Annotated in this window: 11 protein-coding genes; 1 reads left to right on the top strand and 10 read right to left on the bottom strand. The window is 62.6% G+C overall.

Annotated features, from left to right (window positions below; translation table 11 throughout):
• Positions 1-10: 10 nt before the first annotated feature.
• From DVK07_RS10870 to DVK07_RS10855, 4 genes are all read right to left on the bottom strand, one after another.
• Complete coding sequence (locus DVK07_RS10870; protein WP_121597086.1) at positions 11-2,434, bottom strand: ATP-dependent DNA helicase; 2,424 nt, start codon at positions 2,432-2,434, stop codon at positions 11-13.
• A 121-nt stretch (positions 2,435-2,555) separates the two neighbouring features.
• Positions 2,556-2,927 carry a hypothetical protein gene (locus DVK07_RS10865; protein ID WP_121597085.1) on the bottom strand — a complete coding sequence of 124 codons (372 nt, stop codon included), beginning with the start codon at positions 2,925-2,927 and terminating at the stop codon, positions 2,556-2,558.
• Positions 2,917-4,743, bottom strand: coding sequence for an MBL fold metallo-hydrolase (locus DVK07_RS10860; RefSeq protein WP_121597084.1), 1,827 nt, complete (start codon positions 4,741-4,743; stop codon positions 2,917-2,919). Before DVK07_RS10860 ends, DVK07_RS10865 begins: the two co-directional genes overlap by 11 nt.
• Before the next feature lie 113 nt (positions 4,744-4,856).
• Entirely contained in the window at positions 4,857-5,597 is a 741-nt protein-coding gene (locus DVK07_RS10855; RefSeq protein ID WP_121597083.1) for a glycerophosphodiester phosphodiesterase, read from the bottom strand.
• A 132-nt stretch (positions 5,598-5,729) separates the two neighbouring features.
• On the opposite strand from DVK07_RS10855, the gene DVK07_RS10850 reads away from it, so the two are divergent.
• Positions 5,730-6,980: a site-specific integrase gene (locus DVK07_RS10850; RefSeq protein ID WP_121597108.1), complete on the top strand. Its 1,251-nt coding sequence runs from the start codon at positions 5,730-5,732 to the stop codon at positions 6,978-6,980.
• A 267-nt stretch (positions 6,981-7,247) separates the two neighbouring features.
• On the opposite strand, the gene DVK07_RS10845 is transcribed toward DVK07_RS10850, so the two are convergent.
• From DVK07_RS10845 to DVK07_RS10820, 6 genes are read right to left on the bottom strand one after another with little or no spacing between them, the layout of a single operon-like run.
• Positions 7,248-8,015 carry a hypothetical protein gene (locus tag DVK07_RS10845; RefSeq protein WP_121597082.1) on the bottom strand — a complete coding sequence of 256 codons (768 nt, stop codon included), beginning with the start codon at positions 8,013-8,015 and terminating at the stop codon, positions 7,248-7,250.
• Positions 8,008-8,544 (bottom strand): hypothetical protein, encoded by a 537-nt coding sequence (locus tag DVK07_RS10840; RefSeq protein WP_121597081.1) that lies wholly within the window; start codon positions 8,542-8,544, stop codon positions 8,008-8,010. The genes DVK07_RS10845 and DVK07_RS10840 overlap by 8 nt, the downstream gene beginning before the upstream one ends.
• A complete protein-coding gene (locus DVK07_RS10835) occupies positions 8,541-9,542 on the bottom strand; it encodes a hypothetical protein (protein ID WP_121597080.1) in 1,002 nt (333 codons plus the stop codon). The genes DVK07_RS10840 and DVK07_RS10835 overlap by 4 nt, the downstream gene beginning before the upstream one ends.
• A complete protein-coding gene (locus DVK07_RS10830; protein ID WP_121597079.1) occupies positions 9,535-10,251 on the bottom strand; it encodes a hypothetical protein in 717 nt (238 codons plus the stop codon). The genes DVK07_RS10835 and DVK07_RS10830 overlap by 8 nt, the downstream gene beginning before the upstream one ends.
• Positions 10,242-10,739: a hypothetical protein gene (locus tag DVK07_RS10825; RefSeq protein WP_121597078.1), complete on the bottom strand. Its 498-nt coding sequence runs from the start codon at positions 10,737-10,739 to the stop codon at positions 10,242-10,244. Before DVK07_RS10825 ends, DVK07_RS10830 begins: the two co-directional genes overlap by 10 nt.
• Positions 10,736-12,979 (bottom strand): type II secretion system F family protein, encoded by a 2,244-nt coding sequence (locus tag DVK07_RS10820; protein ID WP_121597077.1) that lies wholly within the window; start codon positions 12,977-12,979, stop codon positions 10,736-10,738. The genes DVK07_RS10825 and DVK07_RS10820 overlap by 4 nt, the downstream gene beginning before the upstream one ends.

Here is a 12,979-nt window from a genome sequence, read left to right as displayed (position 1 = left end):
ACGATTCGGCCTACACTTGCTCCCAGAACATCCTCAAGCCTGACTCCACTTCACCCGGTTCAAGGGTAATGAAGTCCTCTCGCTCGCCCTCCGGCTGGTACTTCGCGGCCGAGTCCCACTTGTGGGCGTTCGTCCACCGCTCGTCGGCCAGCACCCGGACGCCAACTTCGTCTTGCCCCCGGATGACGCGGCCGAGCGCCTGCCGTGCCTTCCGGACTGCGGGGACGGTAAACGCGGTGTTGAACCCTCGCTTGTTGATGAAGTGCTGGTCGTAGGCGTTCTGGATCGCGTCCGGGAGCGATCCACCGAGCCCGCGGATCGGGACGCCGCACACGATAGCGGCGCTGAGGCGATCGCCGTCGTAGTCGACGCCCTCGGTAAGCGTGCCTCGGAGCGACGTGATCAGCACCTTGCCGTCGCCCTCGAAAAACTCCTGTTTCAGCTCCTCGGTCTCGGCGTCGCTCGACGATTCATCGACCAGTACCTCCTTGTCGACCCCCCGGTTCTCTCGGAGGGCCTGCGCCGCCCACTCGCCCTCGCTGTAAGAAGGCATCCCGACGAGCACGTTCCCGGGTGTGGTCGTCGCGACGATGCTGATCAGGTTCGCGTACTTGAGCCGGAGGTCGTTGAAGCGGGCGGTCCCCGGCGGGTTCTCGGCGTTGTAGCTCCCGCGATTGCCACTGGTAAACTTCTCCACGTCGACGGCGACGCTCGCCCGGTTGTCCTCGGGGAACGCGAGCCCGTGGACAAGCTCGTTTACCGGTCGATCTTCTTCCTCCTCAAGAACACTCAGGCCGACTTCCTCGCGGTAGATACTGAGGGGGCTGAGGGTCGCGGACATGAGCATCCCGGCGCCGAAATCGTCTAAGCGGCTGGCGATCTCGTCGGCCGGGATACAGTTGTTGAGCCGGAGTCGGGTCGTGTAGTGCTTCGCCCACTCCGTCTCCTGCTCCTCGTTGGGCCGCCGGCGCTTGTCCAACTTGATCTGCCGGAAGTACGCCTCGTTGTCACCGTTCGCGAGACGTGAGAGGGCGTGCCCGACGCTGTCGACCTCCGTCTCGGTCACGTTGAACGACTCCACCTCGTCGCCGGTCTTCCGGAGCGCCGACGCGACGCCGGCGGCGATCGCGCCGACCTTCTCGGCGGCCTGCCGGTGGTTCTGCTCTGTGACCCACTCGTTGAAACTGTCGACCTCGACCTCCTCGGCGCTCCGTAGCCCAAACTCCTGCTCGTCGGGCATATCGGGATGAGACCCGTAGAGTTCGCCATCGTCGGCCACCTGCCGGGTCGTCTCGTTGATGAGCCACCCGCGCACGGAGGTAAGGAGCGCGTGGATCTCGGTTACGTCCTCGACGTCGATCCCCTCGCCGGAGAGCTCCCGGCTCAGAACACGCCCCACGTCGGTGTCTGCGGACGTACTCGAATCGGTGTGTTCCGGTGCGACGAAGTTGAGGACGCGGTTCTCAAGCTCGGCTATCGCGTCCTCGATCCCGTCGACGGTCAGGTCCGCTCCCAAGAGGTCGCGCACCCGGGGGACGAGCATATGCGCTTCGTCGACGATGACGATCGTGTTCTCGTCGATGAGCGCCGATGTGAGGCTGTTGACCGTCTGGTGGTCAAAGATATGGTAGTAGTTTCCGATGATGACCTCCGCCTTGCTCAACATATCACGCATCGCGATGTGCGGGCAGATCCCGGCGTCAGACCCCTCGTGTAGAAGCTCGCTCGACCGCATCAAGCCGTTCAAGCCGAGCCCCGCGTCTTCCTGCTCGATCGAATCCAGCCGAGACTGGGCGTAGAACGGGCAGTATTCGGCGTCGGAGTCGTTCCGCGTCGGCACGCCCCGCTGGTAGGTGGAGGTCCAATCCTCGGCCGAGAGGGTGGTCGGCTCCGTAGCGCCGGCGTCGGTGAGCTCTGTCTGGTGTTCCGCATCACCGATCATCCCCTTGAGCCGCCCCACCTTGTCGTTCTGACTGGCTCCGTTGAGGGCGTTCTTGACCGTCCCACGCATCCGCTCGCAGGCCCCGTAGATGTTCCCGGACTCGATCGCGTCGGCGTCGACGTAGGAACACAGATCGGCCTTGCCGGTGATACTGAGCGCGTCGACCACGTCGTTCCGGCCGCGCTCTCGGAGGTTGTCGTTGATCGCCTCTATGTCGTCCTCGAACGCGCGCATCTGCTGTTTGACGCTCGTGACTGCGACGACGCGCTCGAACTGCGATTTGTTGTCTCGAACGCGGTCCAGCGCCGCGGAGAGGGCCCCGAGTGTCTTCCCGGAGCCGCACGCCCCTTCGTAGACCATGTACCCGTTCTCCGCGAACGTCTTAGCCGCCTCTCTACTCGCCTGCTTCTGCTGTGGATAGGGTTCGTCGAACGGGAAGATCCCCGACCACGGCTCGTCGGGCGTCCCTCCCGGAACGAGGCTTCTGTCCATCACTATGGACTACCACGGCCCCGAGCCACTTAGAAGTTATCCATTATTCTCAGTATGGATATTTTAGGCGTAGAACCGCCGCTGAGGTGCGTGTTCAACCGACTCCACAGAAAGGCCGCAGCTACCTGTTCGGATACCGACCGGGGCTGATCCGGCGCTCCTCGCCGCGGCTGTTCGTCACGGTCAGCTGCTTATCTCCGATCTCGATCTCGCCGCCCTCCCCGCCGAGATGGACGTGGTTCGTGAGGTGGATGTTCCCGTACTCTGTAAGGTGGATCTCAATCATCCCACCTGCTCCAAGCGCGATGATGTTCATGTCGTCGCCATCGTCCACGTCCTCGACGATTTCGTAGCCGTTCCGCTCGCCCCACTCTCGAAACTCCTCCCGGGGTACGTTTTCATCGTTCATCTCGGCCCACTTCTGAAACTCCTCCCGGGGTACGTCTTCAGCATCTATCTCTGCCCACTTCTGGATTACATCTTCAGCGTCCATCTGTGCTCTCCTCCTCGCTGGTGGTCGCGGCTTCGATCTCATCCCGGACGATCGCCCGGACCTGTTCTTCGGAGAGCGCGTTATTCCGGGCGTCAGATACCTGCTCACCGATCATCGAGAGTGCGTCGTAGAGGTTATCCAGTTGCTCTTTGTGGGTCTCCGATTCGTTGGGAGATAGCATCTCGTCGGTGACGGTCGACGTTTCCACATCCGGGTCGTGGGTGATCGCGACGGGTGTGAGCAGTCGCCCGCGGGTGATCTGGTCGGCGCTTTCGACGTTCTTCGCGAAGTGGGTCGCTAACTCCGCTTGGGCGTGTTCGGGCCCGTGAACCAGCGTGATCGTCTCGGGGGATACGTCGCGGGCGAAGCTCGTCAACTCAGCTTGTGAACCGTGGGCTGAGAGGCCGTCCACGGGCTGAACCCACTCGGTCGGAACGCGCACTCTCGTTACCCGCTCGCCGTCGTCTGTACGGCTCCATGCGACTGCCTCATCGTCCGGCCAATCGGTCCCGATCGGGTTTGTTTCGAGCTCGACTGGTGCCTCCTCGGCGTCGGCGTCGTTCGCGTTTTGAATCGCCCGCCCGGGCGTCCCGAGCGCCTGATACCCGGTGAGAAGTATCCGTGCGGAGTCACACCGGCCGATGAGTTCGGCAAGGTATCGCGGGGAGTTCCCACCGGTGAGCATCCCAGACGGGGAGATGATGACGGGGATACGGCCGTCGTCGCTCGCACACGCATCGAGAATGTCCCGCCGATCGCTATCGCCATCGGGCATGATCGTCCCGTCCGGCAGGAACGGTGTCGTATCGTCGGCGTTCTCGACTCGGTTGGCGATCGACTCCGAGACGTAGGTAGTGTCGCGGATATGGTTGTGGTAGAGGTCTGTCGCTCCCTGAGCCATGCCGTCGACGACGACCTGTACCTGCTCATCCAGCCCGTTCGGGAGGGTATGAAGCCGCTCTTTCAGCAGTAGGAGTAGCGTCTGCGCCCGGCCGACCGCGAAGGTCGGTATCAGCACCGGGTCGCCGTCTTTCAGGGCTCGTGTGATCGCGCGGTAGACCTCTGTCCGAGCGTCCGAAAAGCTCCGATGGGAGTGGAGGCCCCCGTATGTCGACTCGGTCACAAGGTGATCCGCGCTCGGCGGCGGCTCAACATCCGGGAGGTGGGTCGCACGCCCACCAATGTCCCCGGAGAACACCGTCCGATAGCCGTCTCGTTCGACCGATACCCACGCACTCCCGAGTAGGTGGGCGGCACCCCCGAACCGGAAGCGAAGCGTCTCGGCGTCGTGAACAGGCGCGAATGACTCGATCCGCCCGCTGTCGTAATCGATCACCTCGAACCGCTCGAACACGCCGTCGACGTCGTCTTCGGTGAACCGCTGCTTGGCCCCGCGATCTTGGGCTTCCCGCTTGTGGATTTTCAATGAGTCAGTCAGAAGGAGCTGCGCGAGGTCGGCGGTCCCACGGGTCGTGAGAATCGGCGCGTCGTCCTTCAGGATGCTCTGGTTTTCAAGGACGGGGAGGCCGCCGCAATGGTCGATGTGTGCGTGGGTGAGAAAGACCGCGTCGACGCTGTTGGGTTGGAGACCTCGCAGGTCTGGGAACTTCTCACCGCCGCCCTGATTGAGCCCACAATCGACGAGATACCGTCCGTGGCGGGTATCGACCTGATAACACGACCTGCCGACTCCCCGGGACCCACCCCGAGGGGTGACGGCGAACGGCGTCTCCTCATCAAGCTCGATGTTGTTGTAGCCGAGTGGATCAAACTCCCGGCCGGCGTCTTCCGGGAGCCACGGGTGTTCTGTGTTCATGTAGATGGTACAACTCTCTCCACCGTTAAAATTGCTTTCCACTACTCCAAGTATGCTAATTCACAACCTCCAAAACAGCAAGGTGGGGCACCAAAACGGTACTAATCTCGCGACTATCGCTCCGTGTCGGAAGGTAGGTCCCACCGGTCGGAAATGATCCCGTCCACGCCGGCTGCGAGAAGCTTCTCGGCGTCCTCGCGGTCGCTCGCGGTCCACGCGTTCACCGTCAGTCCGGCCTCTTGGGCCCTCTCGACGACCGTCGACTCGGTCGCGAGGTCGATCGGCGGGTGGACCGCGACGCATCCGAGGTCGGTCGCCGTCTCGACGACGCTCTCGGGATCCCCGTCCCAGACGAGCAGCGCGCGGTCCGTCCCCGGTTCGAGGTCTCGCAGCGACGCCAGCGCCTCGGGATGGAACGACGAGAACAGCACCTCGTTGTCCGCGCGTTGAGCGACGTCGAGTGCGTCGTCCGCGACGCCTGTCTCCTTGAGTTCGACGTTGACGGGGACCTCGTCCGGCACCGCGTCGAACACTTCTTTGAGTCGCGGGATCGGCTCGCCCGAGTCGAGTACCGTCAGTTCGCGGAGGTCTTTCCAGTTAGTGTCCGCGACGCGTCCGGACGCGCCGGTCAGTCGGTCGAGTTCGGCGTCGTGGAATACGACCAGTTCGCCGCTCGCACACCGGCGCACGTCGATCTCGACGGCGTCGACGTGCGGCGCCGCGCGCTCGATGGCTCCGATCGTATTCTCCGGATACTGGTCGGCGCAGGCCCGGTGGCCGATCAGATCGACTTCGTCTTCGGTGAACCGCTGCTTGCCCCCGTGGGCTTGGGATTCCTGCTTGTGTTTCTTCATGTAGATGGGCTAATTCTCCCCGCGGATAAAAACTATTTTCCATAACTTCAAGTATGCTTATTCGCACTCTCAAACCAGCACAACGGGGCACCAAAACGGTATATAGCGCCCCGGAGAGAGTCTACTATGGACATGAACGATGGCACGGCAACGCGCTCGATTGAATCGACGTTTTCCCAGTTCCTTTCGGACAAAGAGCGGGGTGGCGAACAAACTGAGGGGGCGTACCGCCGCAATGCGGATCGGGAGTTAGAGCGGTTCAGGAAGTGGTGCGCTGGTGAGACGACCGACCCGGTGAACGCAGCCGATGGCGGTGTCTGGAAGGGGATTCGGGACGGGACTCGACCGGTCCAGTTCCGCGATCTCTCCGTGATCGTCTTTCGACAGTACGCGCGGTACCTCACGCAACAGGACTTCGCGGCCTCGACTGTCGAATCGTACTACCGCTACGTGAGTAACTGGTGTGGGTGGGCTGTCACCGAAGGCTACCTCGACACGCAGTACGCGACTGACCCGGACGCCACCGAGCTCATCCGGAGCCTCGATACGTCCCCCGAGGGGCGACAGGTCTGGACGCCTGAACAGCGGACCGAGCTCATACGCTACGTCGACAAGCGGGCACATGACGCGCTCGACGAGTGGGGCGATGCTGACCCGCTGGACTCCGACGCGAGCGGGCGTGACCCGAAAGAAACTGCCCGGTTTGAGGCGGTGAAACGGTGTCGCGAACGCCTGCTCGTCTATATGCTGGCCTACACCGGGCTTCGGGGGAGCGAATTTCTGTCTCGAAGCGACGATGACCGCGATGGTCGGTGCGGACTCCGTTGGGACCGCGTCGACGCCGAGAACAACACGCTGCGCGTATTCCGAAAGTCGCAAGAGTGGAACGATACCGCGCTCCCGGAGACCGTCGTGCCGGCGCTCACGCGATACCAAGAGCTTCTGGACCCACCGGAGGACTGGCCGGTGTTTACCACGCTCCACCGACCGAGGCTTGCCTCTCACGTCACGGACGCCCTTTCCGACGCGGGGTACACCGCGGATGAGATCGACGCGCTCCGTGCGGAGAAACCCGACCTACTGGTCGCTGCCGATGAAGACCTCCCGGCGCCGACGCCGCTCACGACTTCGGGCGCCCGACGCGTTATGAAGCGCCTGTGCGACGACGCCGAGATCGACGTCGACGGGGATACGCACGATTACCTCGCCCCGCACGGCGGGCGTCGGGGGATCAGCGAGACGATCATCCGGAACCGGTCGTTCGCTGATGCTGCTCGGTATATCGACTCGACTGAGCGGGTTGTTCGCGAAGCCTATTCGCATATCGAAGCGGGCGAACAAGCCTCAATGGTCGACGACGTTATCGACGAGTCTGACACGTAGCGGCTGGAAGGAGATAGGGGCAGTCAGAGAAAAGCTGACTGCCCGGCAGGGTGTGGGAGGTATCCAGTTGTCAACTGGGGATGCTGTGGGTTGGTCGGCAGCTCTTCACCGCGTCTTACCGGCAACTCATCGGTATCTGCGTTTTAATAAGTACCCTACGCTTGAATTATCAACGGCGAGAATTTGGTATGCGAGATTGTGAAAAATTGGGGCCAAAAACACCGATAGAGTAAGATCCGGTTTTCTACCCGAATAGAAATTGCGCATCTAAATCAACTTTACAATAGTTGTAGAGGCCCTAACACGGAGTGTTGCGTTAGAATCGAGGGTTGCTGTGACCGTATCTCCGGACTGAGATACGCTCCCGAATGCGGCGTGGTTGTCCAGATACCGCACCCAGATTCGCGGGTTCTTGGTCTCGACGGTGATCTGGGCGCCGTCCGCACCGTCAAACTCGGAGACGGTTGTTTGGGCCTGTGGCTGAATCTGGAGCTCGATCTCACCGGCTCGCGGGTTCGTAATCGTCCGGGCCTGTGCCGTGTGGTTGATGGCGAGGAACTGGATCTGGTGCGTTGGTGAGGTGGTCCCGAGCCGTGATTCGGCCGGAGACCGGTAGATGAGCGACGACTCTCCCGGCGTATCTGGGATGGTCCCCATGACGCCGGCCTCGTAGGCGAGAGTCCGACCTGCGGTGGCTACTCGTATCGGAGCGGTGGTGAACCTGTGTGTCCGGGTTCCATCGGAGATGTTGACAGTCGTCTCGTTGCCGCCGATCTGGACGGTGCTGGCCGGAACCCCGACCGTCTCGGTGGTGTTCTGCCCCGTCCCGGCTGCGTTCGCGAAGGCGTCGTTGACCTCTATCAACGCGTCTTCGGCCTGATCGACTTGTATCTCTGCCTGTTGTTCCTCAAGGACTGGAATGCCGACCGCGGTCACGGACAGAACACCGGTAATCACGAGTGTGAACAGGAGTATCTGCCCGGTGATGACCGAGGCCGCACGGTCGTTTGACTGGAAGGACTGGGGCTTACGCATTGGCTCCCACCTCTGTCGGAACTTCGCCACCTGCCGCGTCTGATCCGATGACGACGGTACTGTTGGTCGCATCAAGCTCGACGATCACGGCCCCACCGGAGGTACCCCCGTTCGCGGTCACCGTGAGATCGGTCTGGACCGGTGCTGCCCCGCGGGCGTCCGGGCCGTTGATCCCGACTGGCTCAACGACGACCTGCCCGCCTTCGACCCGAATGAAAAACCCGGTTTCACCGACTGATTCGGGGATCTCGGGACGGACCGCAACTCGGGGAGGGTCGGCGGAGATACCTGTCTGCGCGGTCGTCGCTTGGTGTTGTTCGTACTGGTGATCGACCGCGTCGATCGACGCTGCTACTTCTGCGGCTATCCGGTCAAACTCCTCCTGTGTCACGTCTTCTTGCGTTGAATCGGCTACTGACGCGAAGCCTGTCGGGACCGTTGCGAGAAGCCCGAGCGCAACGAGCGCGAGAAGGGCGTACTCGGTCGTGAACGCGACTGCTCGGCCATCGTTGTTGAATCCTCGAATCATGGGCTTGGTAGTGGGTTAGGGCGGCTGCCCGGAGCGACGATGACAAGCCGGCTGGTGGTTGTCCGCTCCGTTGCGACCGCTACCTCCACTGGGACACCGTAGACGACGTGGTGCGCGGTCGGCGCATCTGCGTCGCCCGACGCGGGTGGCGCCGGCGTCGTGTTCACGTTGGGGCCCTCGACGTCGTTCCCCAAACTCACGACGCCCAGTGTGCCCACCGTCGCATCCCCGTTCGTGATCTCGATCCGCTCGATAGTATCTGGGGCCTCGTAGCCGGTACAACTCCCGCCGAGTGTCGTATCCCCGTTCGTGAGGGTTAGCGTGCCTGTGGTCAGGCGGAGCGTCGCGAACGGCTCGTCTGTCGTCGGCCCGATCTCTCCGACGCGACACTCTCCGCCGCTGTGTGAAAGCGCCACGCTGGTCCCGTTCCGGTAGATGGTGACGGTTTCGGTCGTGTCCCCGACGAGTGTAACCTGCGTCCCCGAACCCTCGCTACTCGCGAGTTGGTAGGGGTCGACCTCGATCGCAACTTGGCGGGTCTGGTCAGCTCCGGCGACGACAGTCCAATTCGCGTTTCCTGACGCGTCGGTGAGGTTGCTCTCGTTATTCTGGACGACGCGCGTCCCGGCTGGCGTCTCCGTCCCGCCGTACTGGGCGAGCTCGACCTCGACGAGTCGCCCACTAAACTGCCCGTTCGCATCGAGGGCGTTTGCGGCCGCTCTTACTCCTTTTCTCGCTGCCGTCTCGCGGCCGCTGCGGGTTGTGAGCGACTGGTCGGCGTTCACGTCAAGAAGCGCGTCCTCCATCGCGTACACCGCTGTCTGGATGGCGCTCTCTGACTCTGTGGTGTACGCTTCCGGTCCCTCGGCGCGTTCATCTGCCGTCGACGCGCCGGTGTACGCGGCCCCGACGAGCCCGATGAACACGATCGCGACGATGACCGCGGTGACGGCAAGGATCTGGGCACGGTCGCTGTCGGGTTCTACCCCACTATTCATCCCAGATCACCACTTCAATTGTGACCGCGTTGTAGACTCGCTGCGCGTCGACGGCGTCCCCCTCGGCTATCGGGTAGTTACTCGCATCCGCGACAGCCGTATCCGATGCTGTTTGCCGCCTGATCGACGGGGCATCGACCCTGTGGGCGTCTCGCGGTGGGTTTAGCGTATCTTCCTCGAACAAGATGAGCGATACCGTGACCGTCCGTGCGGTCTCATCGGGGGCTCCTCGGGTGATGATCGGGACCCGCTCGCCACGCTCTCCCGGACTACTCGGGTTACCAGCAGTCGGCTGGTACCGCGGGATCGCGTTGACGTTGATCCGCACGTCGTGGCTAGCCTCGAACGCCTCAAGCCGCTCTCCGAACCGGGTCTGTGGGTGGGCAAGGAATTGGCCCTCTTGGCTCTCTGCGACTGGCGTCCCGGCGCCGTCCGCAAAGGTGCCGTCGCCCGTATCCCACAGTAGAAGCGTGCGTTTGAGCGACCCGTCGCTGAGAGAGGTTTCAGCTGCGGCCTCGACCTCGGTAGAGAGTTCGACGGCTGTCTGGTTGACCTCCTCCGTGTCAGCGGTGACGCTGTTCGGCCCGACACCGGTCACCGCAACCGTCAGCACGACGCCGACGACGAGGATCGCGCCGACCGCGCCGATCTCGATAAGGTGGGCCTGCCCACGATCGCCGTCTCTCGCCCCGGACGCGCTCAGGGCCATGTTTTCACCGTGATCGTGACCTGTCGCCCATCGAGCGTTGCCTGCTTCGTCCGTGCCGAGACGACGTCTTCTGTCGGTGGCGTGGCCCCAGCGGTGAGCGTTTCGTTCCCGCCGAAGGCAGGTGGTGCTGTGAGCCCGCCGGTGTGTTCCAGCGTTACTCGGATGTTCACCGTATCGTTCGCCGGGAGGTCCGAAATCGACGGGTCACTCCCGGGGTCAAAGAACCGCACGACGTGGTCGTGAGAGAGCGCGTGCGGCTGCTGGGTGGTCGTCGTGTTGTTCGCGGCCAACACGTCGGTCGCGAGCGTTGTCGCCGTGAGAGACGCTTGCTCTGTCGTATCGGCTCCATCGACGACCGCCTCCGAATCGATGGTGCCGACGAACCCGAACACAAGCGTGACTGCGACGGTAAACGCGCTTACGAGGACTATGAAGCCGACCGTAGTCTGGGCACGCCCTGTGCTGGGAAACGGGCTCCCGGTCGTCATAACAGCCCTCCGCCGCCGAGTGCGACCCACCAGATAACGGTCGCGACGATCATCCCGGCCAGCGAGAACTTGATACCACTCTTGAACTCTGTCGACCCGATGTACCCCGCAAAGAGTCCCCCAGACGCGGCGTAAATCATTGACAGGTGGTAGAGGATGACCTTGATGATCTCGGGGTTTAGCGATCCGGAACCGCTGATCGATGATTGTCCGACGCCGGATGAACCGACGCCGCTGAGGATCGCACCGGTCAGGAGGGTGTTGAGAACCCGATTAAGAGCCGCCGTGGCCCCGATAGCGACCAGCGTCGTCAACGCGATCATCACGACGTAGGACTTCGTACTCGACTTCTGGGTCTCCCGGAGCTGAACCCGCGAAAGGGCAGCCTCAATCGCGATTTCAAGGACGTTCGACACCCGTTCGCTCGCCCGCTGTGCTTCGATCACGAGCCGAGTCGACCGGGAAATCTGTGGGTCCGAATAGGCGTTCGCAAACTCTGCGAGCGCCGTCTCAAGCGGGATCCCCATCGCGACTTTCTGCTCGACAATCCGCATCTCGCGGTCGATCTGCGTATCACCCCCCGATGACGCTTCTCGCAGCGACTCTAACAGGGTCATGCCCGTGTCGTTCGCTGCGGAAATCTTCTGTAGCATCTCCGGATACTGGGCGAATAGAGCTTCCCGCTTCCGAATATCGTACTCGTGGGCCACGATAAGGGGCCCGAGCGTAACGATCGACGGGAGAGTAACCCAGATGGTCGTCGTCGCGAGCGGGGCGGCGATCGCCTTGTCGATGGTGGGGACCGTAGCGATCCCAAGCGCGAACAGGACGCTCATCACCGCGAGCGTAAGTGGAATACTCCCGACAAGGGTATGCTCCGGGTTCAACCGGAAATACTCTATTGGGTCGGAGAACACGGCACGAATCCGCCCCCAGCGTTCCATCGACGGGACGGACTCAAACGCCGGGCTGCTGTCCGCGAGTGAATCGGCCGTCGGGGCATCCGTGAATCCCGGATCTGCCGGATGGAGCGGATTATCTGGGCGTTCTGTCTGGGTCTGTTGGACTGCTCGGCCGCCACCGAACACGCCCGTGCTTGTCCGCTGGCTCGAATTTGCCTCGGCCGCCTCCTGTTCTGTGTCTCGCCGCCCCACGTTCTGATTCCCGTGGAGTACCGTGCCGCTATACACGTCACGCTCGGCAGCGGAGACCGAAAGCATCGACCCTTCGGCCTCATGTGGCTGAACCAGATCCGTCAGTATGAGGAATATGAGGGGGAACGACGGGGTAACGAAGTAGCCGAGGATCACTACCGTCTGTGTCGGAATCGGTCGGAACGAGCTCAAGGCGACGATGATGATCACTCCGAGAATCGGAACGATCGACACCGGAACATACAGCGTAGAGAGTACGTCCAAGTAGTCGATCCGTTCCTGTTGTTGGCTCTCTAATTCCTCGAAAGCGCGGTCCATCTCCCGGGAGAAAAACTCCGTCACGTCGCCGCCGGAGTCAAGGAACGTTACCATGTCGACCATGAGACGGCCCAACTCCTCTGACGCGGTCGACTCTGCCTGTTGGGAGAGGGCCTGTTCAAGTTCGTAGCCGAAGTATTCACACCGGCGCACGACGCTCTGGAACTCCCGGGCGACCGGGCCATACGCGTCCTCGGCCCGGGCGATCGACCCGATGATAGTGTAGATATTCGTGTTCGCCGCGGCCTGTGAATACATATACGCGACTGCTCCCGGGAGTGCGGCCTCGATCTCCTTTTCCTCCCCCTGAGCATCGAGTAACTTCCCACCGAACCGAACCGCCGCAACCGCGATCCCAGTTGTCACCGAGAGCGCGGCTGCCGTCACTACCGACCACACCGGGGAGAGCCCGAGTGCGAACCCGGTTCCGAGGGCGACGATCCCGATGATGACCGCGAGAACGCCTCCGAGAACGAATGCCTGCGCCGCAAAGAGGTCAAGCGGTACGTCGCCGTCTCGCTGGTCGGCCAGCCCAGTGGGTAGGAGCGACAACGGGAACGCATCCAGACTGAGCGAGCGGGCGAGACGGGCGCTCGCTTGCTCGTACAGCGATGCTGATGACTCCGCTTGCGCGGCCGGGAGTTTCGCTGTATCAACGCTATTGTCCCGGTGATCGGGGAAGATGTGCCCCGCCGGCGTCTCGGTGTGAGATGCCCCACCGCCGGCACTCAGATCCCCCTCCTCGGGGGGCTGGTCGCTGCCGCTCAT

The sequence above is a fragment of the Halorubrum sp. Atlit-26R genome (assembly GCF_003666015.1).
GTDB lineage: Archaea > Halobacteriota > Halobacteria > Halobacteriales > Haloferacaceae > Halorubrum.
The sequence above is the reverse complement of the archived record's forward strand: the minus strand, read 5'-3'. Positions and strand labels throughout refer to the sequence as shown.

Bases quoted from the DNA above. Each gene is read 5' to 3' on its own strand.
- DVK07_RS10870 (WP_121597086.1), bottom strand. From the start codon at position 2,434: ATGGACAGAAGCCTCGTTCCGGGAGGGACGCCCGACGAGCCGTGGTCG.
- DVK07_RS10865 (WP_121597085.1), bottom strand. From the start codon at position 2,927: ATGGACGCTGAAGATGTAATCCAGAAGTGGGCAGAGATAGATGCTGAA.
- DVK07_RS10860 (WP_121597084.1), bottom strand. From the start codon at position 4,743: ATGAACACAGAACACCCGTGGCTCCCGGAAGACGCCGGCCGGGAGTTT.
- DVK07_RS10855 (WP_121597083.1), bottom strand. From the start codon at position 5,597: ATGAAGAAACACAAGCAGGAATCCCAAGCCCACGGGGGCAAGCAGCGG.
- DVK07_RS10850 (WP_121597108.1), top strand. From the start codon at position 5,730: ATGAACGATGGCACGGCAACGCGCTCGATTGAATCGACGTTTTCCCAG.
- DVK07_RS10845 (WP_121597082.1), bottom strand. From the start codon at position 8,015: ATGCGTAAGCCCCAGTCCTTCCAGTCAAACGACCGTGCGGCCTCGGTC.
- DVK07_RS10840 (WP_121597081.1), bottom strand. From the start codon at position 8,544: ATGATTCGAGGATTCAACAACGATGGCCGAGCAGTCGCGTTCACGACC.
- DVK07_RS10835 (WP_121597080.1), bottom strand. From the start codon at position 9,542: ATGAATAGTGGGGTAGAACCCGACAGCGACCGTGCCCAGATCCTTGCC.
- DVK07_RS10830 (WP_121597079.1), bottom strand. From the start codon at position 10,251: ATGGCCCTGAGCGCGTCCGGGGCGAGAGACGGCGATCGTGGGCAGGCC.
- DVK07_RS10825 (WP_121597078.1), bottom strand. From the start codon at position 10,739: ATGACGACCGGGAGCCCGTTTCCCAGCACAGGGCGTGCCCAGACTACG.
- DVK07_RS10820 (WP_121597077.1), bottom strand. From the start codon at position 12,979: ATGAGCGGCAGCGACCAGCCCCCCGAGGAGGGGGATCTGAGTGCCGGC.